Annotated in this window: 19 protein-coding genes and 1 tRNA gene; 16 read left to right on the top strand and 4 right to left on the bottom strand. The window is 40.1% G+C overall.

The genetic code is table 11. The features are described from left to right. Positions 1–49: 49 nt before the first annotated feature. The 3 genes from OQX62_RS22285 to OQX62_RS22275 form a co-directional block, all read right to left on the bottom strand. Positions 50–3,574: a SusC/RagA family TonB-linked outer membrane protein gene (locus OQX62_RS22285; RefSeq protein WP_265833874.1), complete on the bottom strand. Its 3,525-nt coding sequence runs from the start codon at positions 3,572–3,574 to the stop codon at positions 50–52. A 260-nt stretch (positions 3,575–3,834) separates the two neighbouring features. Continuing rightward, positions 3,835–4,989 carry a FecR family protein gene (locus OQX62_RS22280; protein ID WP_265833873.1) on the bottom strand — a complete coding sequence of 385 codons (1,155 nt, stop codon included), beginning with the start codon at positions 4,987–4,989 and terminating at the stop codon, positions 3,835–3,837. Positions 4,990–5,066: 77 nt separating this feature from the next. Further along, positions 5,067–5,627 (bottom strand): RNA polymerase sigma factor, encoded by a 561-nt coding sequence (locus tag OQX62_RS22275; RefSeq protein WP_265833872.1) that lies wholly within the window; start codon positions 5,625–5,627, stop codon positions 5,067–5,069. 271 nt (positions 5,628–5,898) lie between these two features. On the opposite strand from OQX62_RS22275, the gene OQX62_RS22270 reads away from it, so the two are divergent. From OQX62_RS22270 to OQX62_RS22220, 11 genes are all read left to right on the top strand, one after another. Beyond that, positions 5,899–5,981: transfer RNA gene (locus tag OQX62_RS22270), tRNA-Tyr, on the top strand. 146 nt (positions 5,982–6,127) lie between these two features. Then, the gene (locus OQX62_RS22265; protein ID WP_265833871.1) at positions 6,128–6,535 is read left to right on the top strand and encodes a hypothetical protein; all 408 of its coding nucleotides are present in this window, start codon (positions 6,128–6,130) and stop codon (positions 6,533–6,535) included. Between the two features lie 7 nt (positions 6,536–6,542). Next, positions 6,543–6,971 carry a GNAT family N-acetyltransferase gene (locus OQX62_RS22260; protein ID WP_265833870.1) on the top strand — a complete coding sequence of 143 codons (429 nt, stop codon included), beginning with the start codon at positions 6,543–6,545 and terminating at the stop codon, positions 6,969–6,971. A gap of 45 nt (positions 6,972–7,016) precedes the next feature. Beyond that, positions 7,017–7,895 (top strand): ATP-grasp domain-containing protein, encoded by an 879-nt coding sequence (locus OQX62_RS22255; RefSeq protein WP_265833869.1) that lies wholly within the window; start codon positions 7,017–7,019, stop codon positions 7,893–7,895. 12 nt (positions 7,896–7,907) lie between these two features. Then, complete coding sequence (locus tag OQX62_RS22250) at positions 7,908–8,228, top strand: hypothetical protein (RefSeq protein ID WP_265833868.1); 321 nt, start codon at positions 7,908–7,910, stop codon at positions 8,226–8,228. A gap of 143 nt (positions 8,229–8,371) precedes the next feature. Then, positions 8,372–9,559 carry a GAF domain-containing sensor histidine kinase gene (locus OQX62_RS22245; RefSeq protein ID WP_265833867.1) on the top strand — a complete coding sequence of 396 codons (1,188 nt, stop codon included), beginning with the start codon at positions 8,372–8,374 and terminating at the stop codon, positions 9,557–9,559. A 123-nt stretch (positions 9,560–9,682) separates the two neighbouring features. Next, a complete protein-coding gene (locus tag OQX62_RS22240) occupies positions 9,683–10,537 on the top strand; it encodes an SPFH domain-containing protein (protein ID WP_265833866.1) in 855 nt (284 codons plus the stop codon). A gap of 2 nt (positions 10,538–10,539) precedes the next feature. Beyond that, entirely contained in the window at positions 10,540–10,728 is a 189-nt protein-coding gene (locus tag OQX62_RS22235; RefSeq protein ID WP_265833865.1) for an Arc family DNA binding domain-containing protein, read from the top strand. Positions 10,729–10,873: 145 nt separating this feature from the next. After that, positions 10,874–11,257 carry a hypothetical protein gene (locus OQX62_RS22230; protein WP_265833864.1) on the top strand — a complete coding sequence of 128 codons (384 nt, stop codon included), beginning with the start codon at positions 10,874–10,876 and terminating at the stop codon, positions 11,255–11,257. A 113-nt stretch (positions 11,258–11,370) separates the two neighbouring features. After that, positions 11,371–11,772: a hypothetical protein gene (locus OQX62_RS22225; RefSeq protein WP_265833863.1), complete on the top strand. Its 402-nt coding sequence runs from the start codon at positions 11,371–11,373 to the stop codon at positions 11,770–11,772. A gap of 161 nt (positions 11,773–11,933) precedes the next feature. Beyond that, positions 11,934–14,441: a TonB-dependent receptor gene (locus OQX62_RS22220; protein ID WP_265833862.1), complete on the top strand. Its 2,508-nt coding sequence runs from the start codon at positions 11,934–11,936 to the stop codon at positions 14,439–14,441. Between the two features lie 36 nt (positions 14,442–14,477). Here the strand turns inward: OQX62_RS22220 and OQX62_RS22215 are convergent, their stop codons facing one another. Then, complete coding sequence (locus OQX62_RS22215; protein ID WP_265833861.1) at positions 14,478–15,416, bottom strand: alpha/beta hydrolase; 939 nt, start codon at positions 15,414–15,416, stop codon at positions 14,478–14,480. 170 nt (positions 15,417–15,586) lie between these two features. Between OQX62_RS22215 and OQX62_RS22210 the strand changes: the two genes are divergently transcribed. Genes OQX62_RS22210 through OQX62_RS22190 form a run of 5 tightly spaced genes read left to right on the top strand, consistent with a single transcriptional unit; the run spans position 15,587 to position 21,546 of the window. Beyond that, positions 15,587–16,906 (top strand): flippase, encoded by a 1,320-nt coding sequence (locus tag OQX62_RS22210; protein ID WP_265833860.1) that lies wholly within the window; start codon positions 15,587–15,589, stop codon positions 16,904–16,906. Then, positions 16,907–18,082 (top strand): glycosyltransferase, encoded by a 1,176-nt coding sequence (locus tag OQX62_RS22205; protein ID WP_265833859.1) that lies wholly within the window; start codon positions 16,907–16,909, stop codon positions 18,080–18,082. Continuing rightward, positions 18,082–19,122 carry a glycosyltransferase family 4 protein gene (locus OQX62_RS22200; protein WP_265833858.1) on the top strand — a complete coding sequence of 347 codons (1,041 nt, stop codon included), beginning with the start codon at positions 18,082–18,084 and terminating at the stop codon, positions 19,120–19,122. Before OQX62_RS22205 ends, OQX62_RS22200 begins: the two co-directional genes overlap by 1 nt. Before the next feature lie 11 nt (positions 19,123–19,133). Further along, a complete protein-coding gene (locus tag OQX62_RS22195) occupies positions 19,134–20,315 on the top strand; it encodes a glycosyltransferase (RefSeq protein ID WP_265833857.1) in 1,182 nt (393 codons plus the stop codon). Continuing rightward, entirely contained in the window at positions 20,293–21,546 is a 1,254-nt protein-coding gene (locus OQX62_RS22190; protein ID WP_265833856.1) for an O-antigen ligase family protein, read from the top strand. The genes OQX62_RS22195 and OQX62_RS22190 overlap by 23 nt, the downstream gene beginning before the upstream one ends. Positions 21,547–21,556: the final 10 nt, after the last annotated feature.

Genomic DNA, 21,556 nt, shown 5'->3' with positions numbered 1-21,556 from the left:
TTTTAAATGGTCATTCGCTGCTGATCGCAGCATAAAAATTTTACGGTCCCTAGAAATTCAGGTAAACGCCCCATACATAATTTGGCGTCAGATATCCGTTTAGCAGGTATTTTGCTGTTTTAGTTTGTGCAATAGTAAAGGCATTTTCTACATTGAACTGGAACCGGATATTTTCTAATCCTGCTTTTCTGGCTAATTGTTGCGGAACTTTATACGCCAGGGATATATTCCTCAACCGAACATTGGTCGCATCAAGGACATTGATATCTGCATATCGGTAAATATCAGCACTCTGGCTATTGTATGCAGGGTCTTCTGCAAAAACTGCTTTCGGAATATTTGTTATCGCCTCGTCGCCCGGATTTTTCCATCTGTTAACGATGTCTTTGTTAACTGCTGCAATTTGTGTGGCATAGCCACGCAGGGCACCATTATAGCTACTGCCCAGCACAGGTAAAAATGTATTTCTCATTTTATGTCCGCCTTCAAAAGTCAGCAGGAAGGACAGGGTGAAATTTTTATAAGAAAGTGCACTGTTTACCGATCCGCTATATTTTGGAACGGTAGAACCGCTGTATACAATTGATTCCAGTGTGGCGGGAGAGGCCTGAAATTTTGCTCCTTTTTCATCATACACCTGTGGTAAACCTGTTGCACTCAATCCGGCCCATTGGTAGCTGTAGATTGCATTGTATGGATTTCCGATACGTGGAAATGACTGCGGGTAATCCAGCTGCAGGAAGTAAACCGGTGCTTCAACATTTACATAAGTCACTTTATTTTTGTTAAAGGCATACTGAACACCTAAATTCCAGGTCAGGTCTTTACTGCGTATCACATCACCAGATAAGGCCAGTTCAATTCCCTGATTCAGCATCTCTCCGTTATTGATCACATAAGTGGAATAGCCGAAGCCTTCTGTTGGTACTCCTTGTGTATTTGCTAATAAATCTTTCCCTTGTTTATGGTAATAATCCAGGGATCCTGATATACGGTTGCCTAGGACGGCGAAATCAAGCCCTGCATTAGTCGTTGTTGTTTTTTCCCAGGATAATAAAGGGTTAGGTCTGCTGCCTACACTTGCATAAGAACCACCTACGTTATTATTTGGATAGAAATTGAAGGTCGTAAATGGTGCAGTATTGGTATATACATTGCCACCTATACCATGTGATACACGAAATTTCAGCATATCAACCCAGTCTGCATTAAAAAAAGATTCCCTGCTGATATTCCAGCCAGCACCTAACGACCAGATAGGTGAGTTCTGATATTTGGAGCTGGTACCCCATAAGTTCGACTTATCCCAGCGAATGCTACCGGTAAATAAATATTTATCATCGTAGGAATATCCCGCATTTGCGTATAAAGAGACAAAACGCTCGGTATTTTGGTAGATACTGGCCACATCTCTGCTTATCAGATTCCCTCCTCCAAGAATGTTACCCGGATATGTTCCTAATAAGGTCTGGTTGATCAGACTATAGGTTAGCGTGTTGGGATTGAAGTTATAGAGTGTCTGATTTTCAAAATCAAGTCTTCTGTTTCTGATCTCAGTACCTGCAATGGCTGTGATATTGTGTTTTTCTCCAAATGTTTTATCGACGTTTACTTGCTGACGAAAGTTGTATAAGTTGCTGAACTGGTTCTCTTTATAATTGATATTTCCATAAGGCAGATTGAAAACAGCTGTACCGCCAGGAGTAGGGTTGGTTGATGCAAAACTATTGACTTTATTGCGAACATAGTAAGAGTTTTTATCATATAATTGATTTAAACGGCTGGTAATATATTCGTATTGAAAGCTGGATTTGTAGGATAACCAGCTGTTAATTTTTGCGCCAAGTCTGATAAAAGACCTGCTGTTAAAGCTTTTTGTATTTGCAAGGTTTATTCCCTGTTCATCCAGGGGTGTAAAATCCTGGCTGTACAAGCCGTTATTGTTAATTAAAGCCATCGTATTGGCTGATAAACGGGAGGCAGCGGTAGATGTAAAATTGCTGCCATCCGGATTAACCAGCCGGTCGTATGGTAAAAAAGCATAGGCTGGAGCGAGCGTGTTGTTTGTTGATAGTGTAGTATAAGGCTGCTCGCTGCCGTCGCTGTATGACAAATAAGTACTTAGTTCCAGACTTAGCCATTTATTGATTTGGGTGGTATTGTTGATGTTCACGCCAAGTGACTCATCACCTGCATATTTGTCCTGCGTTTTATTGTTCCTGTAGGTTACGGAGCTGTAAAGTGCATTTTTCTCCGTAGCAGTAGCTACACTAAGGTTGTATTGCTGGTAAAAAGGACTACGCTTGCTATATTTTTCCACATCATCATAGTACTGATAGCCCCCAGCTGCAAGCTGACTTAATTTCGCATTCAGGTCTCCCTGAGAAAGGGTACCGGCGGCATTTCTGAGTATCGCATTGATACCCTGACTTGGGTAGGCCATATTTTGTAGTAAATTGGCTGCATAGGTGGTAGCATTAGCACCGCGTAAATTGGGATTATTTGCAGCCCAGTCTTGTTCTAATCCTACAATATCTGCTGAATTGGCCAGGTTATCTGTATATTGTCTGTAGGGTGAAAGTGTAAAGGTGCTAGATGCAGAAATTTGTGGCTTTCCTTTTTTTGCTTTTTTGGTGACGATCACGATTACGCCATTAGCAGCGCGCGCACCGTAAATAGAAGCTGCCGCAGCATCTTTAAGTACAGTAATACTTTCAATATCTTCAAGATTCAGACCAGGGATATCCGGGATGACCTGGTTGCTATTGTTTAAAGCTGAATTTTCAACAGGGAACCCATCAATTACATATAGCGGTTCCTTATTTGCTTGCATAGAAGTTGTTCCCCTGATCAATCCATTGTTATAACCGGGAATTCTTCCTTCCAGCAAAGATTGCATACTGCTTAAGCGCTGCTGCTCCAGTTTTTTAGCAGAGATGGTCGAAAATGATCCTGTTACACGTTCTTTCGAAAGGGTTTGGTATCCGGTTGAAACAGTAACTTCATCCAGCTGACCTGTTTGAATGGTCAGATTGATATTCCCCAGGTTTGCCGAGGCTTTGATTTCTCTTGTCTGGTAACCAATAAATGAAACCACTAACACCGCATCTTCATCAACGTCCGTCAGCGTAAATTCACCATCACTATTTGTTAATACCTGCTTTTTCTGATCCTTTACTTTTACCGTTGCTCCGGGTAAAGGCAGGTTCTGTTCATCCAGTACTTTACCGGTAACGTCGATCGATTGAAAACGATTGATGATATTTTCCAGGAAGGTAGGTTCTTTCTTTTTTACCAGTACTGATTTGTTGCTGATACTGAACTCAAGTGACTGGTCTTTAAAAATCTGATCGAGTACATCCTTCAGTTCAGCATTTTTAACCTGAATATTTACTTTTCTGGCATGCTTAAGTATAGAATTGGTAATGACAAAATCGTAGCCGCTCTGGTCACTGATCTGATCAAAAATGGTAAACAGTTCAGCGTTTTTGGCTGACAAAGTAATTTTCTGTGCGTAGGTTCCGGCACTGACTTGCATGAAAAATGCGAGCAGGAGCAGAGTGGTTAGCTTCATAACTCTCCATAGGTTATACTGCGCGCTGCAAAAGCGCACCAGTGTAGTGCAAATTTGGTACATTTGTTAAGTTCGGTTGTAGCTTTAAGCCTTGTATTTTCGAGATCGCGGCTTTCAGCGGTTTGTTGACAATTTTGTTGATTTACCAGCCTTATTTTACCAGTTCGATTGGCGTCGGACTGGTATGTATTTTTTAGCTGTTCCTCGTGGTTCTGAGCAAAGCTTTAAAATTTTCCGGTAGATTTTGTTCAGGTAGATTTTTATTGCATCACCGTCACCCTCCTTCCTTCAACTTTAAATTTAACAGCATTAGAATAGCTCAGCATATTTAATACCTCGCTTATATTTTTGTTTCTTGAAATATGACCACTGAATTTCTCATTGGATACTTTCCCTTCGTAGATGACGTCTATATTATACCAGCGGATGATTTTTTCCATAATATCCTCAATCGGCTCATTTCTGAAACGGAAATAACCGTTTTTCCAGGCCATCACATTTTTAATATTTGCTGGAGAAATAGTGATGTTTTTACCGGCGTCTGATACTGACTGCTCGCCAGGTTTGATAATTTCTCCCTGTTGCGCATGGTTTAATACACGCAGACTTCCTTCGAGCAGGGTAGTAGTCGTGTTGTTTTTATCCGGGTAGCTGTTGATGTTGAAATGTGTGCCCAATACCTGAACTTCCTGCTGGTTGGTTTTTACAATAAAAGGATGCGCTTTATCTTTGGCAATTTCAAAGTAGGCTTCTCCTGTTAGTTCTACCTGACGTACTTTTTGTGAGGCAAATGAAGCAGGAAATTTAACAGATGAGGAAGCATTCAGCCATACTTCACTCTGGTCGGGCAGACGGAGACGATAAGTTTCACCTTTGGCGGTCGATAGCATATGGATACGCGTGTCAGGACCCGATTCCTGATTGTCTACACTATAAACGACTTGTCCGTCGGCCGTTTTACTGATCACTATGCCTGCTTCACGGGTCAGCTGCCCTTTATTTGCAGCGGATAAGACTATTTTTTTGCCATTATCTAATGTGAGTGTTGCGGTGTTTTTGCCCGGAGCGATATCATTTTTGATGATGTTGACCAGATGTTGTGGCTTATGCCGATCTTTAACATAAATAAGACTGATACCTGCAATCATTAAAATTGCTGCAGCGGCAGATGAAATGCTGATCCATAGTTTACGCACCTTACCTTTACTATGGTGATGGGATATAACGTCAACACCAATCTGTTCCTTTAATTGAGCCCATTTCTTTCTGGTATCAAAAGAGGAGTATACGTTTAAGGCCTCGGCAGACTCATCCCTTAGCGTGCGGAGTTCTGCCAATAGTAACTGTTCTTCGGGACTGAGGTCTTGTGGCGACTGCTCATCCGCTTCCAGTTTTTCTAAAAGTTTTTCATCCATATCAACACACTGTCGTAGATATGTTGAAAATGGGTGACAGCAAAACAAATAAATCTGTACATTTTTTTAAAATGGCCTTAAAAACGGGCGATTGCCAGTAGAAAACCGATAAAAGCGATGATAGTTTTGTTTCTGAGCGCAGCATATGCTCTGCTCAATTGTGTTTTTACAGTATTAATGGAAATATTTTGCTTTTTTGCGATATCAGCATAGCTTAATTTCTCTACTGCGTGCAGAATGAAAATGTTTTTCCTGTTTTCGGGAAGCTGTTGTATCAATTCAACAATCCGGATATATCGCTGATGCTTCATCTCTTCCTGATCTGGTTCTTCGTTTGGCATTTGTGTCGCTTCCAGAAGAGAAAACATGGAATTTCTCTTCTCTGCCACTGCATTTTTACGCAGGAAGTCGATGCATTTGTATTTTACTGCCCTACGCGCGTAAGCTTCAAAACCTATGGTCAGTTGAATCATATGACGTCTTTGCCAGAAGTCTATAAAAAAGTCCTGCACCATGTCTTCCGCGATAAACTGATCGTGAACGTATTGCATAGCCACCATGCACAGAAATTGATGGTTCCTGCGAAACAGCGTTTCGAATTCGTCAATGTTGAGTGTTTTGGTGTCTTTCCCCTCCATTAATTGAAATATGAATATAATTGGTGGTGGTCTCCGCATAGGTAAGGGAAAATATTCAGTAAAGCAAAAAGCATTTAAGGATATCGGGTTTCCTGCTGGTGTACAGTTACATAACGTGGTGGATAAATATTGCTCAGAAAAATATAAGTGAAACCCGCCTGTCTTTTTGAACTATTGTTTGGATACGAAGCAAAAATCATTACTTTTGCGACCCACGCGGAATTTAATACCTGTTATTAAATGGCCTGCAGAAATAAAGGTTCGTGGAAATGGGGGGATACCAGAGTGGCCAAATGGGACAGACTGTAACTCTGTTGTCGCAAGACTTCGAAGGTTCGAATCCTTCTCCCCCCACTTATGCTTTCAAGGCCATCCCAAAAATGGATGGTTTCATTCCCGGAAAAACTGATTGAGAATGGCCAATCCTGAAATGGATTTTTATTATTAACCGGAGAGAAGCTTTAGCAAAAATTCAACTGGAAAACACCGACCTTTGGCTGATGAATTCTATTCCTAACGAATTAAATGGATTGATCCATTATTGTCAGTCGCTGGCCCGCTTAATTTTAATTGAACAGGGTGAATTTTATCCCTTTGGTGTTTATCTAAATGCTGAGAATGTGATCACGCAAAGGTTGTTTCCTGATGGTGATGACTTTCCGCTGAGTACAGGCCTGATTAATATTATTAAATATGATTTTGACCAACAGCAAAGTGCAGGGATGATCAAAGGCTCTGCAATTGCTTATGCCGCGAGAATTACGAATATTGATTACCCTGAGCCTGTAGAAGTAATCGTTGTGCGACTAAACATGCCGGGACTCAAACCTATTTTGTATTATATGCCTTATCGGTTGGTGGATAATGAAGTGGAATATCTTCTGAATACGAGTTGTATTAACGAATAAATGTTTTATGCAGGGTCTGAAAATCAGGGATTTTGAAAAAAATGACAGGCATGAATTACAACAGCTCTACCTGACTTGCCTTAAACAAACCTTTACCTGGCTTGATACTTCAACTTATCACTTGGAAGATTTTGATACGCATACTAAAGGTGAACACATCTTAGTTGCTGAACATGACGGTGTACTGGTTGGATTTGTAGCCGTCTATTTATCGGAAAGCTTTATCCACCACTTATACATCAGAGCCGATTACCATAAAAAAGGAATAGGAAAGCAACTCTTAAATGCTGCGGTGAAGATACTGGTACAGCCGGTCAGACTGAAATGCCTGGTCAGGAATAAAAACGCGATATCATTTTATAAGTCCTGCGGCTGGAAATTTGAAATGTCGGGTTTGGATGAAACCGGGAGATATTATTTATTAATAAATCAGTAGGGTATTGATACATTTTACCAAATTGCAATCTTTAAATTTTATACCATGAAGATTGCCTATATCATCTACCAGGATCAAAATAAATATACCTCTCCCACAAGTTTTGATGAGAATCCCGACCTTCTGAAGTTTCTGCTGGAAAAAGGACTGGATATTGAAGCCCGGATCTGGGATGATCCTGAAGTGGACTGGCAACAGTATGACCTGGCTATCCTCAAATCACCCTGGGATTACCATGAAAAGTTTGATGCATTTAATGTCTGGCTAAATCACGTAGAGGCTGCAGGTGTGAGGTTGCTAAATTCTTACCAGACAGTGAGATGGAATATGGACAAACATTACCTGCAGGAAATTATCGATGCAGGTTTTGACGTGATTCCTTCAGCGTTTCTTGCGCAGGCTGATACACCAGATCTGGAATCGCTTTTTGAAACACTATCTGCTGATAAAATTATTGTTAAACCCTGTGTTAGCGGCGGATCAAAGAATACGATAGCTTTATTAAAAGGTCATACGGCTGACTATGCAAATGAAATTAATAACTTATTGCTGGAAGGTAGTTACGTTGTGCAGCCTTTCATGCAGGAAATAAAAGATGGAGAATGGTCTTTTATATTCTTTAACGGGCAGTTCAGCCATTGTCTGATAAAAAAACCTAAAGAGGGCGACTTCCGTGTTCAGCAATTTTTTGGCGGTACAATACATCCTGTTGAACCAGATGCAGAACTCATAAAAAAAGCAAAGGAGTATCTGGATGTGTTTGGACAAGATACTTTTTATGCACGTATCGATGGGGTAATGACCGCCGGAAATTTCGTTCTGATGGAGATTGAACTGATTGAGCCTTATCTGTATTTAGCTTATCATCCTGATGCAGTCAACAATTACTATCACGCATTAGTATCGCAGATAAATAAGCACTAAATTGCAGCTGTTATGAGTTTAGGTAAAGAGAAAGCAAGACTTGAAAAAATATTGGTAACTATCGCCCCGGTAGAGGTATACAATGAGCAGAATGCTGAAATAGTGAATGAAATAAGTCTGGAATTTGCGATCGTATTAAGGCTCTTGTACAAAAGACATCCCAATATATTCGGCAATCTTTTTAAGTATGACCTGAGTGAGATTAAAAGCAACAAAAGATTTACGAAAGAGAGTTTTAGTGATGAAGCCAGGCAAAATAATTTTGTAGTGTATAAAGATTCCATCGTGTATGCCACGGAAAAGGCGCTGGAATATATTAACGATTATTTATAAGTATATCATACTCTGGGAAAGTTGTAAATGGTCTGGTTGCTGCTGCTCCGCAATCTCCAAATAACAGTCGTTATAGTGGGTTTGGAAAATGAAAAAAATTGTATCTTTGCCACCTAAAATGTACAATTATTCATAATCCCCTTATGATAGATAGTTCAGCAGTTAATTTTCAGGCCGACATCGATGCAATTGGTCAGATCCCTGTAGTTGATAACATTCTCGAAGTGATTTGCAGAACAACTAATATGGGCTTTGCTGCCGTTGCCCGTGTTACTCAAGACCGTTGGGTGGCTTGCGCAGTGAAGGATAATATTAATTTTGGACTGGCTGTAGGGGGCGAGCTGGAAATTGAAACGACTATATGCTATGAAATAGAAGCATCCCGTGAACTGGTGGTGATTGACGAGGTTTCGACTGATGAACGTTATTGCAATCACCATACGCCGAAAATTTATGGCTTTCAAAGTTATATTTCTATACCTATTTTTCTCAAAGACGGGACCATGTTTGGGACCCTCTGTGCAATTGATCCTGAACCGGCAAAGCTGAATACACCGGAAGTCATCACCATGTTTAAGCTGTATGCAGATATGATTGCATTTCACCTGAATACTGTTGCACATTTAGCTGTGGTGGAAACTTCATTATTGGAAGAACAGCAAACGTCTGAATTCCGTGATCAGTTTATCGCGATTTTAGGACATGATCTGCGTAACCCGGTCGGCGCCATCCGCACAAGTTCGCAATTATTACTGCGTGATAAACTAACTGATCGGCAGGCACGTTTAGCGCAGATTATACAAGATAGCTCATTCAGGATCTCCGGACTGGTAGAGAATGTATTGGATTTTGCACGTGGCAGACTAGGCGACGGGATTACACTCAACCGCTCTTCAGACGAGCCAATAGAAAAACCGCTGCTTCAGGTGATCAAAGAATTACAAATGATCTGGCCGAACAGAATTATCAATTATAACTTCTCTTTTGATTGTGCAGTAAACTGTGATCATAAACGTATTGCCCAGCTCTTTTCTAACCTGCTTGGAAATGCGATGACTTATGGAGCCGTTGATCTTCCGGTAAATATCAATGGCACTGCTGCGAATGGAGTTTTTACATTAACCGTAAGTAATGGCGGAGATAAAATCCCTGAATGCAAAGTCGGCAATCTTTTCCAGCCCTTTCACCGGGGTGAAGCGGGGCAAAACAAAGAGGGACTGGGTTTGGGATTGTATATCGCATCAGAAATTGCAAAGGCACATAGTGGTACGCTTACCGCAACTTCCACAGATGAAGAAACGCGCTTTACGCTGACTTTTCCATGTGATTGAGGTAATTAGCCAATTCATAACTACAGAGAGCTTTCAAACGGAAGCTCTTTTTTTATTTTAAATTACCATAATCTTACCTATATTTATGATATCAAAATAATATCATTTAAATATTAGATTCTTATGAAAACAGAAAAGGTAGTTGTACCGTTTAATGGTTATTTAGCAGTTTTATTTTTATTAATTGCAGGCGGCCTTTTGGCCTACGGCTTGGTCAATCAGCTGATCATACTGATTGCTGTATGTGTTCCTGTAATTATTATCATCGCTAAGGGATTGGTGATTGTTAGTCCCAACAGTTCTGCAGTATTGCTGCTGTTCGGGAAATACAAAGGCACCATCAAGCAAAACGGGCTGTTCTGGACAAATCCTTTATACAGCAGATTTACTTATTCGCTGCGGGCAAGAAATTTTGAAAGTGAGAAGATTAAGGTGAATGACAAAATGGGTAACCCGATTATGATCAGTGTGATTTTAGTATGGCGTGTGCGTGATACATTCAAGGTGGCATTTGAAGTAGATAGTTATAGTTCTTTCATACAGATTCAGACGGATTCTGCAGTAAGAAAGCTTGCAGGCTCTTTCCCTTATGATCATTTTGAAGATGAAACAGCCACAATTACTTTAAGTACGAATTTTGATGACGTAAATATAGCGCTGGAGAAAGAACTGGCAGAGCGTCTGGTGATTGCCGGGATTGAAGTGATTGAGTCCAGAATTGCTTATCTGGCTTATGCTCCCGAAATTGCGCATTCTATGCTAAGAAGACAACAGGCATCAGCTGTAGTGGCAGCGCGACATAAAATTGTTGAAGGTGCTGTGGGTATGGTAGAAAGCGCCCTGAAACTTTTAGCAGACAAAGCTATTATTGAATTCGACGAAGACAGGAAAGCCGCTATGGTCAGCAACCTGATGGTTGTTTTGTGCGGAGATAGTGAAACTAAACCTGTAATCAATACCGGGACTTTAAACCAATAAATATGTCAGACAAGAAATCATTTGCATTAAGGATTGATTCAGAAACAATGAAGGCGATAGAGAAGTGGGCTGCTGATGAATTTCGTAGTGTGAATGGTCAGATAGAGTGGATGCTGAACAAAAGCCTCAAAGATGCAAAAAGGCTCAAGGCAAAGAATGAAAAGAAGGACGATCCTGAAATCAGATCCTGACTGGAAGTACTAATTTTTGCATCCAATTAAAAAATCGATTTACTTAACCATAAAAGTATGCATATCAGAATAATTAACTTATTTTTGCAGCCTTAATCAAGACAATTAGCTACCTATAAAAGACAATTTAAATATGAATTTTAGTGTGTTAAACATCATCATCGCATTAGTTGGAATCATTGCTGTTCTTTACGTCATCAGCATTGTTAGAAAGAAATCTGGTAAAGGGGATACCGAAGCAGAGGATTTGAAAAAAAGTTTGAAGCCAATTACTGATGAAATAGAAACACAGCGTGTGGCTAAATTCATGAAATACTGGAAAGATAAATTTGAACACAATAACTTATCTGTTGCAGATGTAAAAGAGTTAAATGCTACAATAGCTGAAGGTGGAATTGCTCAGGTAAATGGTATTTTATCTTTACATCCTGAAGCAAAAGCAATGTATAATCAAATCAATGATCAACTGATCCTTGAAGAAGAAGCTAAAGCTGCTGCATTAAAAGAAGAAGCTGAAGTTATAGCTTAAATTTCAAGTAAAGAAATCTGGCATAAGCCGGTCTCAAATTATTTTGGGACCGGCTTTTTTTATATCTGATTTTATATATTTTTTTATTAAATTAAGAACTTAAAACCGCAGTTATGTTCGACGAGTTAAATCCATATAAAAAGAATGGACACTTTTTCTTTTCCCTGGGTGATTATCTGGCTGACGTGTGTAATGCGCCAGCTGATAAAGTTGGTGTTTATCTCGTGTATGCCTTGAAAATGGGGCGTATTGAGCTGGTTTATATAGGCGCCACTAATGAAGGAATAGGATTAAAGGATCAAATCTTAAAGGGCGAGCAGTTTGGTAACAAGCTAACTGATACAGGATGGACAGCTATGTTAACTGCTGAACGAATCGAGGCTCTTGATGTATATTGGTATGTCACAAAAGACGATGGGAAAAATGATGATGATCCTGAAGTCGTTCAGGATGGATTATTTATAACCTACGGCAATGTGCATGGTGTACTGCCTGACTGGAATAACGGTGAATAGTTAAAGACCAACGCAGCTCAGCTTCTTTACCATCAACTCTCTCCGTTTACGTGTTTATCACTCTTCTTATTGATCTTTCTGTGAAATTGTTACAGATCTAAAATCCTCTTATTTCGCTAAATCTTGTCTTTTAGGGCTATTTTCCCTATCATTGCGCCTTTATGTTATTTAGACTCATTAAAAACTATATGCGCTTTACCAGAAAACTTTTTAGCGAAATCCTGATCCTCATTTGTATATGTATAGGATTACCACTTGCCAATGCAGATGCTCAGACAGCAAACGAATTTATGATCGAAGGTGTAATTGCCGATGAAGAGGGAAAACCTCTTCCAGGTACATCAATTTTCATCACCCAACTTAAACTGAGCACAACGGCCGACGATACAGGTCATTTTACATTGAAAATTAAACCCGGAAAATATACTGTTCAGTTCAGCTTTATTGGTTATCGCAGGATAACCAAAACTATAGAGGTGCAAAAAGACATTAGATCGTTTAATGTTACGCTTGCATCGGATGATAACCATCTCCAGAATGTAGAGATTACGGGTAGAAAGGAACGGTCATATAAAGCATCGGGTTCCTTTTCGGGCTCTAAAACAGAAACAAGGCTTCAGGATATACCTCAGGCGATCAGTTACGTAACTAAAGAGGTAATTGAAGACCAGCAGGCATATCGCGCACTGGACCTGATTAAAAACGTAAGCGGGGCCAATGCCTTTTCATATTATGAAAATGATATCGTGATCAGGGGTTTTCGTGCTTCCAACTCATTGATTAACGGATTACGTACTATTTCCAATGGATGGAGCTCTTCGTTACTTTCTTATGTAGAGAAAATGGAAGTAATTAAAGGGCCTGCATCGGCACTGTTTGCAAATACAGATCCGGGTGGTACAGTGAATATGATCACTAAAAAACCATTAAATGAAAACAGAAAATCTATAATGTTGTCAACTGGTAGTTACAATACAACAAGGATTGCAGCCGATTTTACAGGACCTATTGATACTTCAGGTACCTTCCTGTACAGGCTGAATCTGGGTTATCAGAAAGCAGGTTCTTTCCGTTTATTGCAGGGAACTGAAGATATTGTTATTGCTCCTTCATTTACTTTCATTCCTGATGATAAAACTAAAGTGAACTTCGAATTGGTGTATGCACGCACAAATGGTCGATTAGACAGAGGTCAGGCCATCTTTGGGGCAACTGCAGATTCAGGGTCTGAAGCGCTTTATACTACTCCAATATCATTTGCTATAGGAAAGGATAACGACTTTCTGAATGAAACTAACTTGTTCTCCACCATCTCAATTCAGCATAAAGTATCAGACAAGATCTCACTGAACGCTTCATATATGAAATTTATGTGGAATGAAGATTTATTGGAACACAGAACGTCCAATAATTATGCAGTTGACGAAGCTGGTATTCCAATTCCAACTTTAATGGAAATGCGTACAATTCGCAGAAAGCAGCGTAACTATACTGATAACTTAACGCTCTATGGTGTGTATGACGTGGAAACGGGACCGCTTTCACACCGTATCTTATTAGGTTATGATTATATACAAAGTGTTTTTCCAAAAGATAACAATTCAGCATACAATGCCAGAGGATACCGTAATGCTGCGAATACTGGAAAAATCAACACATACGATCCATTGAGAAAAGAAAGGTATCTGATTGTAAATGGCAGACCTGTACCAAATGTTCCCCACTTCGATCTGACTAAGCCTGATTATGCTTATGCAGACATCAACGAATATTTCAATGTACCGGAAGCCAATGAGTTTACTCCTACCATGTATTACGTGAACGGAGTATATGTTCAGGATCAAATTAAATGGGGAAAAATGCAGGTACTGCTTGGGCTTCGTAAAGAGTATTACGTGGATGTCATCAATCTGAAGGAGAGTAATGAGCAAAAAGTAGAACAATCGGCGCTTTTACCACGTGTTGGAGTCGTTTATACACCAATGCCCGAACTAAGTTTTTATGGTACCTATACACAGAGTTATCAGCCGCAGGGTTCTTCCCGGATAGGTAATCCTGACGTTTATGGTGGGCCGTTCGACCCGCTGGAGGGGAAAATGATTGAAGGTGGTCTGAAAATGGAAATATTGGAAAAACGACTGGCTGTAAATATTGCGGCTTACAGGATTGTACAGGATAACATCCTTGTGCCATCAGGCGATGGTGATATACTCCGTCAGATAGGTCAGCAGCGCGCTACTGGTATTGAAACGGATATTTATGGAACCCTGTCTTCAAACCTCAGTTTACTGGCAAATTTCTCTTATAATAAAGCGATTATAACGGATAGTAATATTGCCGGCGAAATTGGCAGGACAATGCCAAATGCACCACGCTCGCAGGGAAATATCTGGGCAAAGTATGTGTTTACCAACAGATCACTAAATGGGGTAGGCGTAGCATTGGGTGCTAATTACGTAACGGAGCGTAATACGCAAAATGTAAATTTACAGCTACCGGGATATACCCTGATGAATGCAGCGCTATCTTACAGTGTGAAAAAATTTAAAATGGCTGTGAACTTCAATAATATCTTTGATAAAACACATTGGATAGGCGGATATGATTATGTTCGTTTATTTCCAGGTATGCCAAGGAACTTTATGACCAGTGTAGGGTATATGTTTTAGTCCTTGAGTAATTACTGATGTAAAACAGCTGCAGGTTTAATGATATAAATCTGCAGCTGTTTTGTTAAAAGTCCTTTTTCTCTGCAAATCGTTATAGTCCCTTTCGATCAGATACTGTTTTTTCTTCATTATATAGTTATCAATAAACCATAGGATATCTTCTACATTATTCGTCATTGGTGAACCGGCAACTTCATGTCCCATTCCTTCTACGCGCTGATAATAATAGGGATATTTATGTTTTTTGAACCTTTTTGCTAAATAATTAGAACCGAAAAAACCTTTATTGAAAAGCCTGATTTTATTATAAACTACTACTTTGTCTTCAGTGCCATGAAATAACATGGTTGGCGCTGGTGCTACCTTATAAGAAGGTGCACCTCTGTAACTCAGTATTGCCCCGGCAAATGAAATTACTCCTGCGTACTGGAAATGCGCTGGTAGTGGAAGGGTAAGATGAGTATGGTTTCTCTTTTCCCAGTCTGCCTGCAAAACGGTAATCGCACCGGCACTGGAACCTGACAGGATAATTTTTGAGCTATCTATTCCTAAACGGTCTGCATTATTGATCAGGTAGGCCGTTGCTTGATACAAATCAGTAACTGCCGTATCTATCGCGTTGCGAAGCGGTTTTGTATGTAATGGACCGAGCTTTTTTACGCCTTTCAGGCCTAACCTGTAATCAATAGAAACTACTTTATAATTATGCTGCACCAGTTTTCTAAAATAGGTAATATAAAATTTATCATCCCTGTGACCAGTAAAAAATCCGCCTCCAAATACAAACAGGATTGTAGGTTTCTTCACCTTTAGCTCTTCATTGCTATAAATATCCAGTTTCAATGATTGTGTGTCTTTAACACTGTATTGGTAGGTCTGCTTTAGAAAAGACTGATCTGAATTTTTAAGCTGAGCGAATGCATTGTGGCAAAACAGCAGGAAGAAAGTAAATAGGCTGAAGGATCTGAATCTCATGAGGTAAATGGTTCTGGCTATCAATTACAAAGATATTGATAACGCAGAAAAGATTAGCGTGGTTTAAATAGATTGTAAAATTTGAATGAACAATATGATCTCTTAGTACGTTTATATTGGTAGTATATTTGCTCTCAATAATCTGTAAACATAGCGTAAAACTAAAATGAATGTCTAAGAATAAAGCATTAGGTAAAAACTATGGTGCTTTAACCATCATACAAGCTTCCAATTTCCTGCTCCCATTCCTAACCTTGCCTTTTATTGTAAGGACAATCGGGCCTGAACGTTTTGGGGCGATCAACTTTTCCATTGCGATAGTCACGTACTTTATCCTGTTTATCAACTTCGGATTCGATTTCACGGCTACGAGAAGGGTGGCGCAGAACAGGGAGGATAAGAACATGATCAATGAACTTTTTTCGCAGATCTTCTACTCCCGAATTTTGCTTTTTGCATTGTCTGTATTGCTGTTTTGTATTCTTTTCGCCACAATCCCGCAGATGAACCGGCACCCGATGGTGAGTATCTTTATCTTCGGCAGCTGCCTGGCAAATGTATTTACACCAAACTGGCTTTTTCAGGGTTTGCAGGTCATTCATAAAACTGCTTTGTTCAATTTCATGGCGAAGCTTGTTTTTTGTGTTTCGATTATCTTCCTGATCAGGCAGCCGGATGATTATATCTGGTATGCAATTATGTCGGCCTCGTCGCAAATTGTAGTCAGCATTATCTTGTTTATTTATGCGATGCGCAAGTTTGATCTTCATTTCAAAGCGGCAAAAATCAGAGAGGTTTACGGCTTGCTGAAAGAGGATAAAATGGTGTTTATCGCAACGCTGATGATCAGTTTTTATACAACGAGTAATACGGTGATTTTGGGTTTACTGACCACAGAAAAGGAAGTCGGGATTTTCACCGCGGCCTCAAGGGTAATTGCGGTAGTGCAAAGTGTGATGCTCCTGCCCATGAGCCAGGCTTTATTCCCGCATATCGGTACTGCTTTTTCAAAGGGTAAGGAAGAAGGAATTGAGGAAGTAAAAAAGGTATTTCCGATAGTCATGTTATATACCCTGACGATGTGTCTTTTCGCAGCGCTTTTTGCACCGCTGATTGTTCATATTTTATATGGTGCAAAATTCGAAAACTCGATCTGGATCCTGCGTATACTGGCCATCAGCCCCTTCGTAGCGAGTATAAGTAATGTAATGGGCGTACAGACCCTGCTGAACCTGAAACTGGATAAGATATATTTCAGGGTAACCATTATCGGTTGCGTATTTAATGTAACGCTTAACCTGATCCTGATTCCGCTATGGAGTTATTATGGTACTGCGCTGGCCTGGGTAGGAACGGAGATCAGCATCATGCTGACGCTCTTTTTTGTACTGCGGAGCCAGAAAATTAATTTGATAGATCAGCATTATTTCAGTGTGGCTTATTTAAAACAGGCCGGACAGAATGTAATGAACACCTTTCGCAAAAAATAGATGAAGATACTAATTGTAAATACGCTTTATGCGCCGTTTCAGGTGGGAGGGGCAGAAGTCTCCGTCCGCACCATGGCGGAAGAACTGGTGAAAGCCGGCCATAAAGTATATGTGCTCACGCTGGGTTATACCCAATCTGTAAAAAAGATGAACGGGGTAATCGTCATTGCTATAAAAACAAAAAACCTTTACCATATCGAACAGGCAGTAGGACAGCCCGCGATTAAAAAACTCATCTGGCATTTGCTGGATTCTTTTAATCCCTTATACAGGACAGCTGTCGGGCTTTTACTGGACAGGATTCAACCGGATGTGGTGAATACGAATAACATTCAGGGTTTCTCTCCATACATCTGGAAAATTATTAAGTCAAGAAATATCAAGCTGGTGCACACGCTGAGGGATTATTATTTAATGTGTCACACCGCGACTATGTACACAAAGTGTGGAGATTGTCAACAACTTTGCACGGCATGTAAAATCACCTATCAAATTAAAAAAAACTTTTTTTCATTACCTGACGGATTTGTGGGTATCAGCAAATTTATTTTAGCGCAGCACAACCGGTATAAGGTAGGGAAAAAGACACCTGTACGTGTGATTGCGAACGGTTTAAACACAGATAATTATCCGGAACCCCTGATTAAAAATCCGGTAAAAGAAGTCATTTTTGGTTTTATAGGTAAGGTGAATCAGCAGAAGGGGGTCGACTTTCTTTTTAAGGAATTGGCTGGAATACAGTCATCTATACGTTTTAAGCTGGTTTTGGCGGGTAAAGCAGAGCAAGAGTTTGAGGCTGAAATGACGGAACTGTACAGAGGCAAATTCGATTTTACGTTTATCGGAAAAACGGATCCTTTGCAGTTCTATCGCAGTGTGGATGTGGTTATCGTGCCATCTAACTGGAATGAACCTTTCGGAAGGGTACCTATTGAAGCCGTTGCAGCATGTACTCCTGTTTGTCTGGCAGATAAAGCAGGTTTAAGCGAACTGTATAATGAAAAGTATATGTGGCAATTTGAGATGCAGGAAAATAGTCTCAGGATGCTTTTAAGTGGCATTTTAGCGCATACGGAGCTGATTGCAGAGAAGTCCTCAGCCTGTGCAGGCATCCCTAATGCCTATGCTCCTGAAGTACTCAACGTACAATTGATAGAATTTTTAAAGGAATCATAATGACTCAAAACACGGTATATGTAAATGGCAAGTTCCTCTCTCAGAAGATGAGCGGGGTACAACGGTATGCATCTGAAATTTGCAGAAATCTAAGTGCTGATGTACGTGTAATTTGCGCAGCGGATCAGCAGGATGATACCGTATATCAACTGAAAAAGCCGCTTGATATAGTCGGGAAGGCCGCTGGAGTGGTTTGGGAACAAATCAGTTTACCGCTCCATTTAAAGTCGAACGCTAGTCCGCTCCTGATCAGTTTATGCAACGTTGCGCCTCTTTTATATACAAATAAGATCACCTGCCTGCATGATATCGCATTTGAGCGCCATCCCGAATTTTTCTCTAAGAAATTTGTATTGTATTACAGATGGTTAATTCCTAAAGTACTGAACACCAGTAAACATATCATTACAGTAAGCGAGTTCTCCAAAAAGGAGATTGCCAGCTTTTATGGGATCAGTAATGAAAAAATTACAGTAGTACCCAATGCGAGCGCATTTAACGCTTCAACTGCAGAACCTGTGGTTAAAGTACATACAAAACCTTATTTCCTGTTTGTGGGCTCATTGGACCCACGTAAAAACCTGCTTTTTTTATTGAAAGCATTCACTTCATCGGGACTGAAAGATGTTGATTTAGTGATAGTTGGAGCCAGTCATGCCTCTTTTGCGGTCAATCCTGAGCTGGAACAATACAGGAGCCTGAACAACATCATTTTTACTGGTTATATATCGGATTCGGAACTGCGTAATTACTATGCCGGAGCTTTGGCACTGATCAATCCGTCATTGTATGAAGGCTTCGGATTGCCGGTCGCAGAAGCACTTTCCATGAATTGTCCGGTTCTGGCATCAGACATTGAAGCCTTCCGCGAGGTTGGTGGTACGGATGTTGTTTACTTCAATACATCTGATGTTGCTGAGCTGTCAGGTTTGATAAAAAGTTTTAATGGTTATACACAAACTGTCAAAACTAATCAACTGAAAAGTTCAACATGGAAATCATCAGCAGAGATAGTAGACCGAATTATTAAGCAGTATTAAATACGAATAAGATGAAAGTAGCAATTGTACACGACGAGTTAGTTAGAAGAGGCGGAGCCGAACAGGTGGTTTTAGATATGCACAAAGCCTACCCTGAAGCAGATATTTTTACATTATGCTACAACAAGGATAAAACTTATGAAGAATTTAAGAATGCACGTGTTTTTACTTCGTGGTTCCAGTACCTTGGTAAAAGCGAACGTTTAATTAAAATGCTGTACTTTCCCTTCGCCATCTTAGCCATGCGCATGTTCAATCTTAAAGGATATGATGTGGTACTGATCTCTACTACGCATTGTGGTAAATTTGTTCGTACAGATAAAAATGCTTCGGTAATTACTTACTGTCATACCCCATTCAGATTAGCCTGGAGACCGTTTTCCTATTCTATAGTAAATTCATCTAACTTCATTATTCGTAATATATTTTTATTCGCATCGAGAGTATTAAGGAAATTTGATAGTATGGCTGCGAAATGTACCGACTTCTACCTGACGAATTCAAAAGAGGTTAAAGCACGTATCGAAGATTCATACAATCCTGATCAACCGGTAAAAATTATCAATCCTGCAGCTAAACTGGATAACTTTTATATCTCTGATGAGGTTAAAGATTATCATTTGGTAGTAAGCAGATTGGAAGATTATAAAATGGTAGACCTTGTCGTGAAATCATTTAATGAAATGCCTGATAAAAAGCTGATTATTGTAGGTACTGGTTCGAAAGAAGCAGAATTGAAAGAGCTTGCGGGTGATAATATTACTTTCCTTAAAGCACAATCTGCTGCGCAGTTAGCTGATCTGTATGCCAACTGTAAAGCGTTGGTTTTTCCTCAGCATGAGGATTACGGAATTACGCCATTGGAAGCTGCCGCTTCTGGTCGCCCGGTAATCGCTTTTGGTGTAGGGGGTGTGAAAGAGACAATGGTACCTTATACGAATGACAGTACTAAATGTACTTCAGTATTCTTTGAAGAACAGACTGTTGAATCATTAATTGCTGCAATTCATAAAGCAGAACAATTGGAATTCAATCCTAAGTTTATACGTAATCATGCGAATTTATTCAGCGCACCTAATTTTATTGCTAAATTGTCTGCGTTTGTAAGTAAGATTTATATCCTGAAAACGGAGAAACAATTTTATATGTCGCTCACTGAAAAGATTATGTATGCCCGAAAAGAAGTTGCTTAACATTACCCAATTGTATCTTGCACTGTTACTGTGCATCTCATTCATTGTTTCTATAGTTCTTTATACGAAGGTATCCTTAACGGTACCTTCGTATGTTTTAATATACCTGGGCTGTCCGTTGTTTCTGGCGGTGAGTTATCTGGGCGATAAAGCGCTGATCAAAAACCTGCTGATCATAGGGGCTGTATTTGTAGTACTCAACGTACTTGCACAGGCACATGTATGGCTTTTCTCTGTCCAGCTGGATCCTTCGCTCACGTTGACAGATAAGGCTAGTCCGGAAAAAACACTATTGCGTACTACCTTATTCAGTCAGACCATCTACTTATTTGCCGGAATCCTGTGTTATCTGTATCTGCGCTATTATGCTACAACAAGTCATCTTCGCTATCTGTATATCGGATTGCGGGTAATCGTCATCCTCGGATTTCTGGAAATTATCATTTTTCAGCTGACAGGGGTAAATGGCGACCTGCTCACGAACAGGGTTTTTAACAATAAACCTGGCAGCGGGAGCTTGTTCCAGACCATCACGCTGAGTGGATTGCGCATGCAGCGTTTGAAGAGCTTAACTGGCGAACCTTCCATGTTTGCCTTCTCTCTCATTCCATTCTGGATTTTGACGATCCCGCTAAAGCGTTATCTGGACTTAGCCTTATTCGGACTGGCACTGTTGCTTACTTTTTCTACCTCTGCTTATTTAGGGATAATTATCCTGATGTTCGGTGCCTGTGTGGCAGACAGAAGGATCGCAAAACAAATGATCTGGGTGCTGCCGCTTATCGTTGCCATATTGGTAGGGCTCTTTTTTATTTCTCCGGCTATTCATAAGCTGGTGCACAGTGTGTTTATCGATAAATTCTCGGGTACCAATCAATCGGGCTCAGAACGTTCGGGTTACTTCCTGCATCAGTTCAATTACTGGAAAGACCAGATGAATATCGTAGGGAAATTTACAGGCCTCGGATTCGGTTATGTGAGGTCCACGGACTTCTTCTCTACACTATTGGTAAACAATGGGCTGCTTGGTCTTGTTGTCTTTACGGTGTTCTATTTTAAGCACGCCTTTATAAAGCTTAAAAACTTACAATTTAAAAAATATTATGTCATTGCCCTGTTCGCTGCTTTCATGATGCTGATGTGTTCGGTTCCTGAATTCGCTTACCTGTCTTTATGGATCCTTTTATCATTACCTTTCTGGATAGAGCGTAGCGAAATTGTGGGTGATTAAACTGAATTTA

Origin of the sequence: Pedobacter sp. MR2016-24 (assembly GCF_026239655.1) — a bacterium.
Lineage (GTDB): Bacteria > Bacteroidota > Bacteroidia > Sphingobacteriales > Sphingobacteriaceae > Pedobacter.
The sequence above is the reverse complement of the archived record's forward strand: the minus strand, read 5'-3'. Positions and strand labels throughout refer to the sequence as shown.

Excerpts from the sequence above, each read along its gene's own strand:
- OQX62_RS22285 (WP_265833874.1), bottom strand. The coding sequence starts at position 3,574 with ATGAAGCTAACCACTCTGCTCCTGCTCGCATTTTTCATGCAAGTCAGT.
- OQX62_RS22280 (WP_265833873.1), bottom strand. The coding sequence starts at position 4,989 with ATGGATGAAAAACTTTTAGAAAAACTGGAAGCGGATGAGCAGTCGCCA.
- OQX62_RS22275 (WP_265833872.1), bottom strand. The coding sequence starts at position 5,627 with ATGGAGGGGAAAGACACCAAAACACTCAACATTGACGAATTCGAAACG.
- OQX62_RS22265 (WP_265833871.1), top strand. The coding sequence starts at position 6,128 with ATGAATTCTATTCCTAACGAATTAAATGGATTGATCCATTATTGTCAG.
- OQX62_RS22260 (WP_265833870.1), top strand. The coding sequence starts at position 6,543 with ATGCAGGGTCTGAAAATCAGGGATTTTGAAAAAAATGACAGGCATGAA.
- OQX62_RS22255 (WP_265833869.1), top strand. The coding sequence starts at position 7,017 with ATGAAGATTGCCTATATCATCTACCAGGATCAAAATAAATATACCTCT.
- OQX62_RS22250 (WP_265833868.1), top strand. The coding sequence starts at position 7,908 with ATGAGTTTAGGTAAAGAGAAAGCAAGACTTGAAAAAATATTGGTAACT.
- OQX62_RS22245 (WP_265833867.1), top strand. The coding sequence starts at position 8,372 with ATGATAGATAGTTCAGCAGTTAATTTTCAGGCCGACATCGATGCAATT.
- OQX62_RS22240 (WP_265833866.1), top strand. The coding sequence starts at position 9,683 with ATGAAAACAGAAAAGGTAGTTGTACCGTTTAATGGTTATTTAGCAGTT.
- OQX62_RS22235 (WP_265833865.1), top strand. The coding sequence starts at position 10,540 with ATGTCAGACAAGAAATCATTTGCATTAAGGATTGATTCAGAAACAATG.
- OQX62_RS22225 (WP_265833863.1), top strand. The coding sequence starts at position 11,371 with ATGTTCGACGAGTTAAATCCATATAAAAAGAATGGACACTTTTTCTTT.
- OQX62_RS22220 (WP_265833862.1), top strand. The coding sequence starts at position 11,934 with ATGTTATTTAGACTCATTAAAAACTATATGCGCTTTACCAGAAAACTT.
- OQX62_RS22215 (WP_265833861.1), bottom strand. The coding sequence starts at position 15,416 with ATGAGATTCAGATCCTTCAGCCTATTTACTTTCTTCCTGCTGTTTTGC.
- OQX62_RS22210 (WP_265833860.1), top strand. The coding sequence starts at position 15,587 with ATGTCTAAGAATAAAGCATTAGGTAAAAACTATGGTGCTTTAACCATC.
- OQX62_RS22205 (WP_265833859.1), top strand. The coding sequence starts at position 16,907 with ATGAAGATACTAATTGTAAATACGCTTTATGCGCCGTTTCAGGTGGGA.
- OQX62_RS22200 (WP_265833858.1), top strand. The coding sequence starts at position 18,082 with ATGACTCAAAACACGGTATATGTAAATGGCAAGTTCCTCTCTCAGAAG.
- OQX62_RS22195 (WP_265833857.1), top strand. The coding sequence starts at position 19,134 with ATGAAAGTAGCAATTGTACACGACGAGTTAGTTAGAAGAGGCGGAGCC.
- OQX62_RS22190 (WP_265833856.1), top strand. The coding sequence starts at position 20,293 with ATGCCCGAAAAGAAGTTGCTTAACATTACCCAATTGTATCTTGCACTG.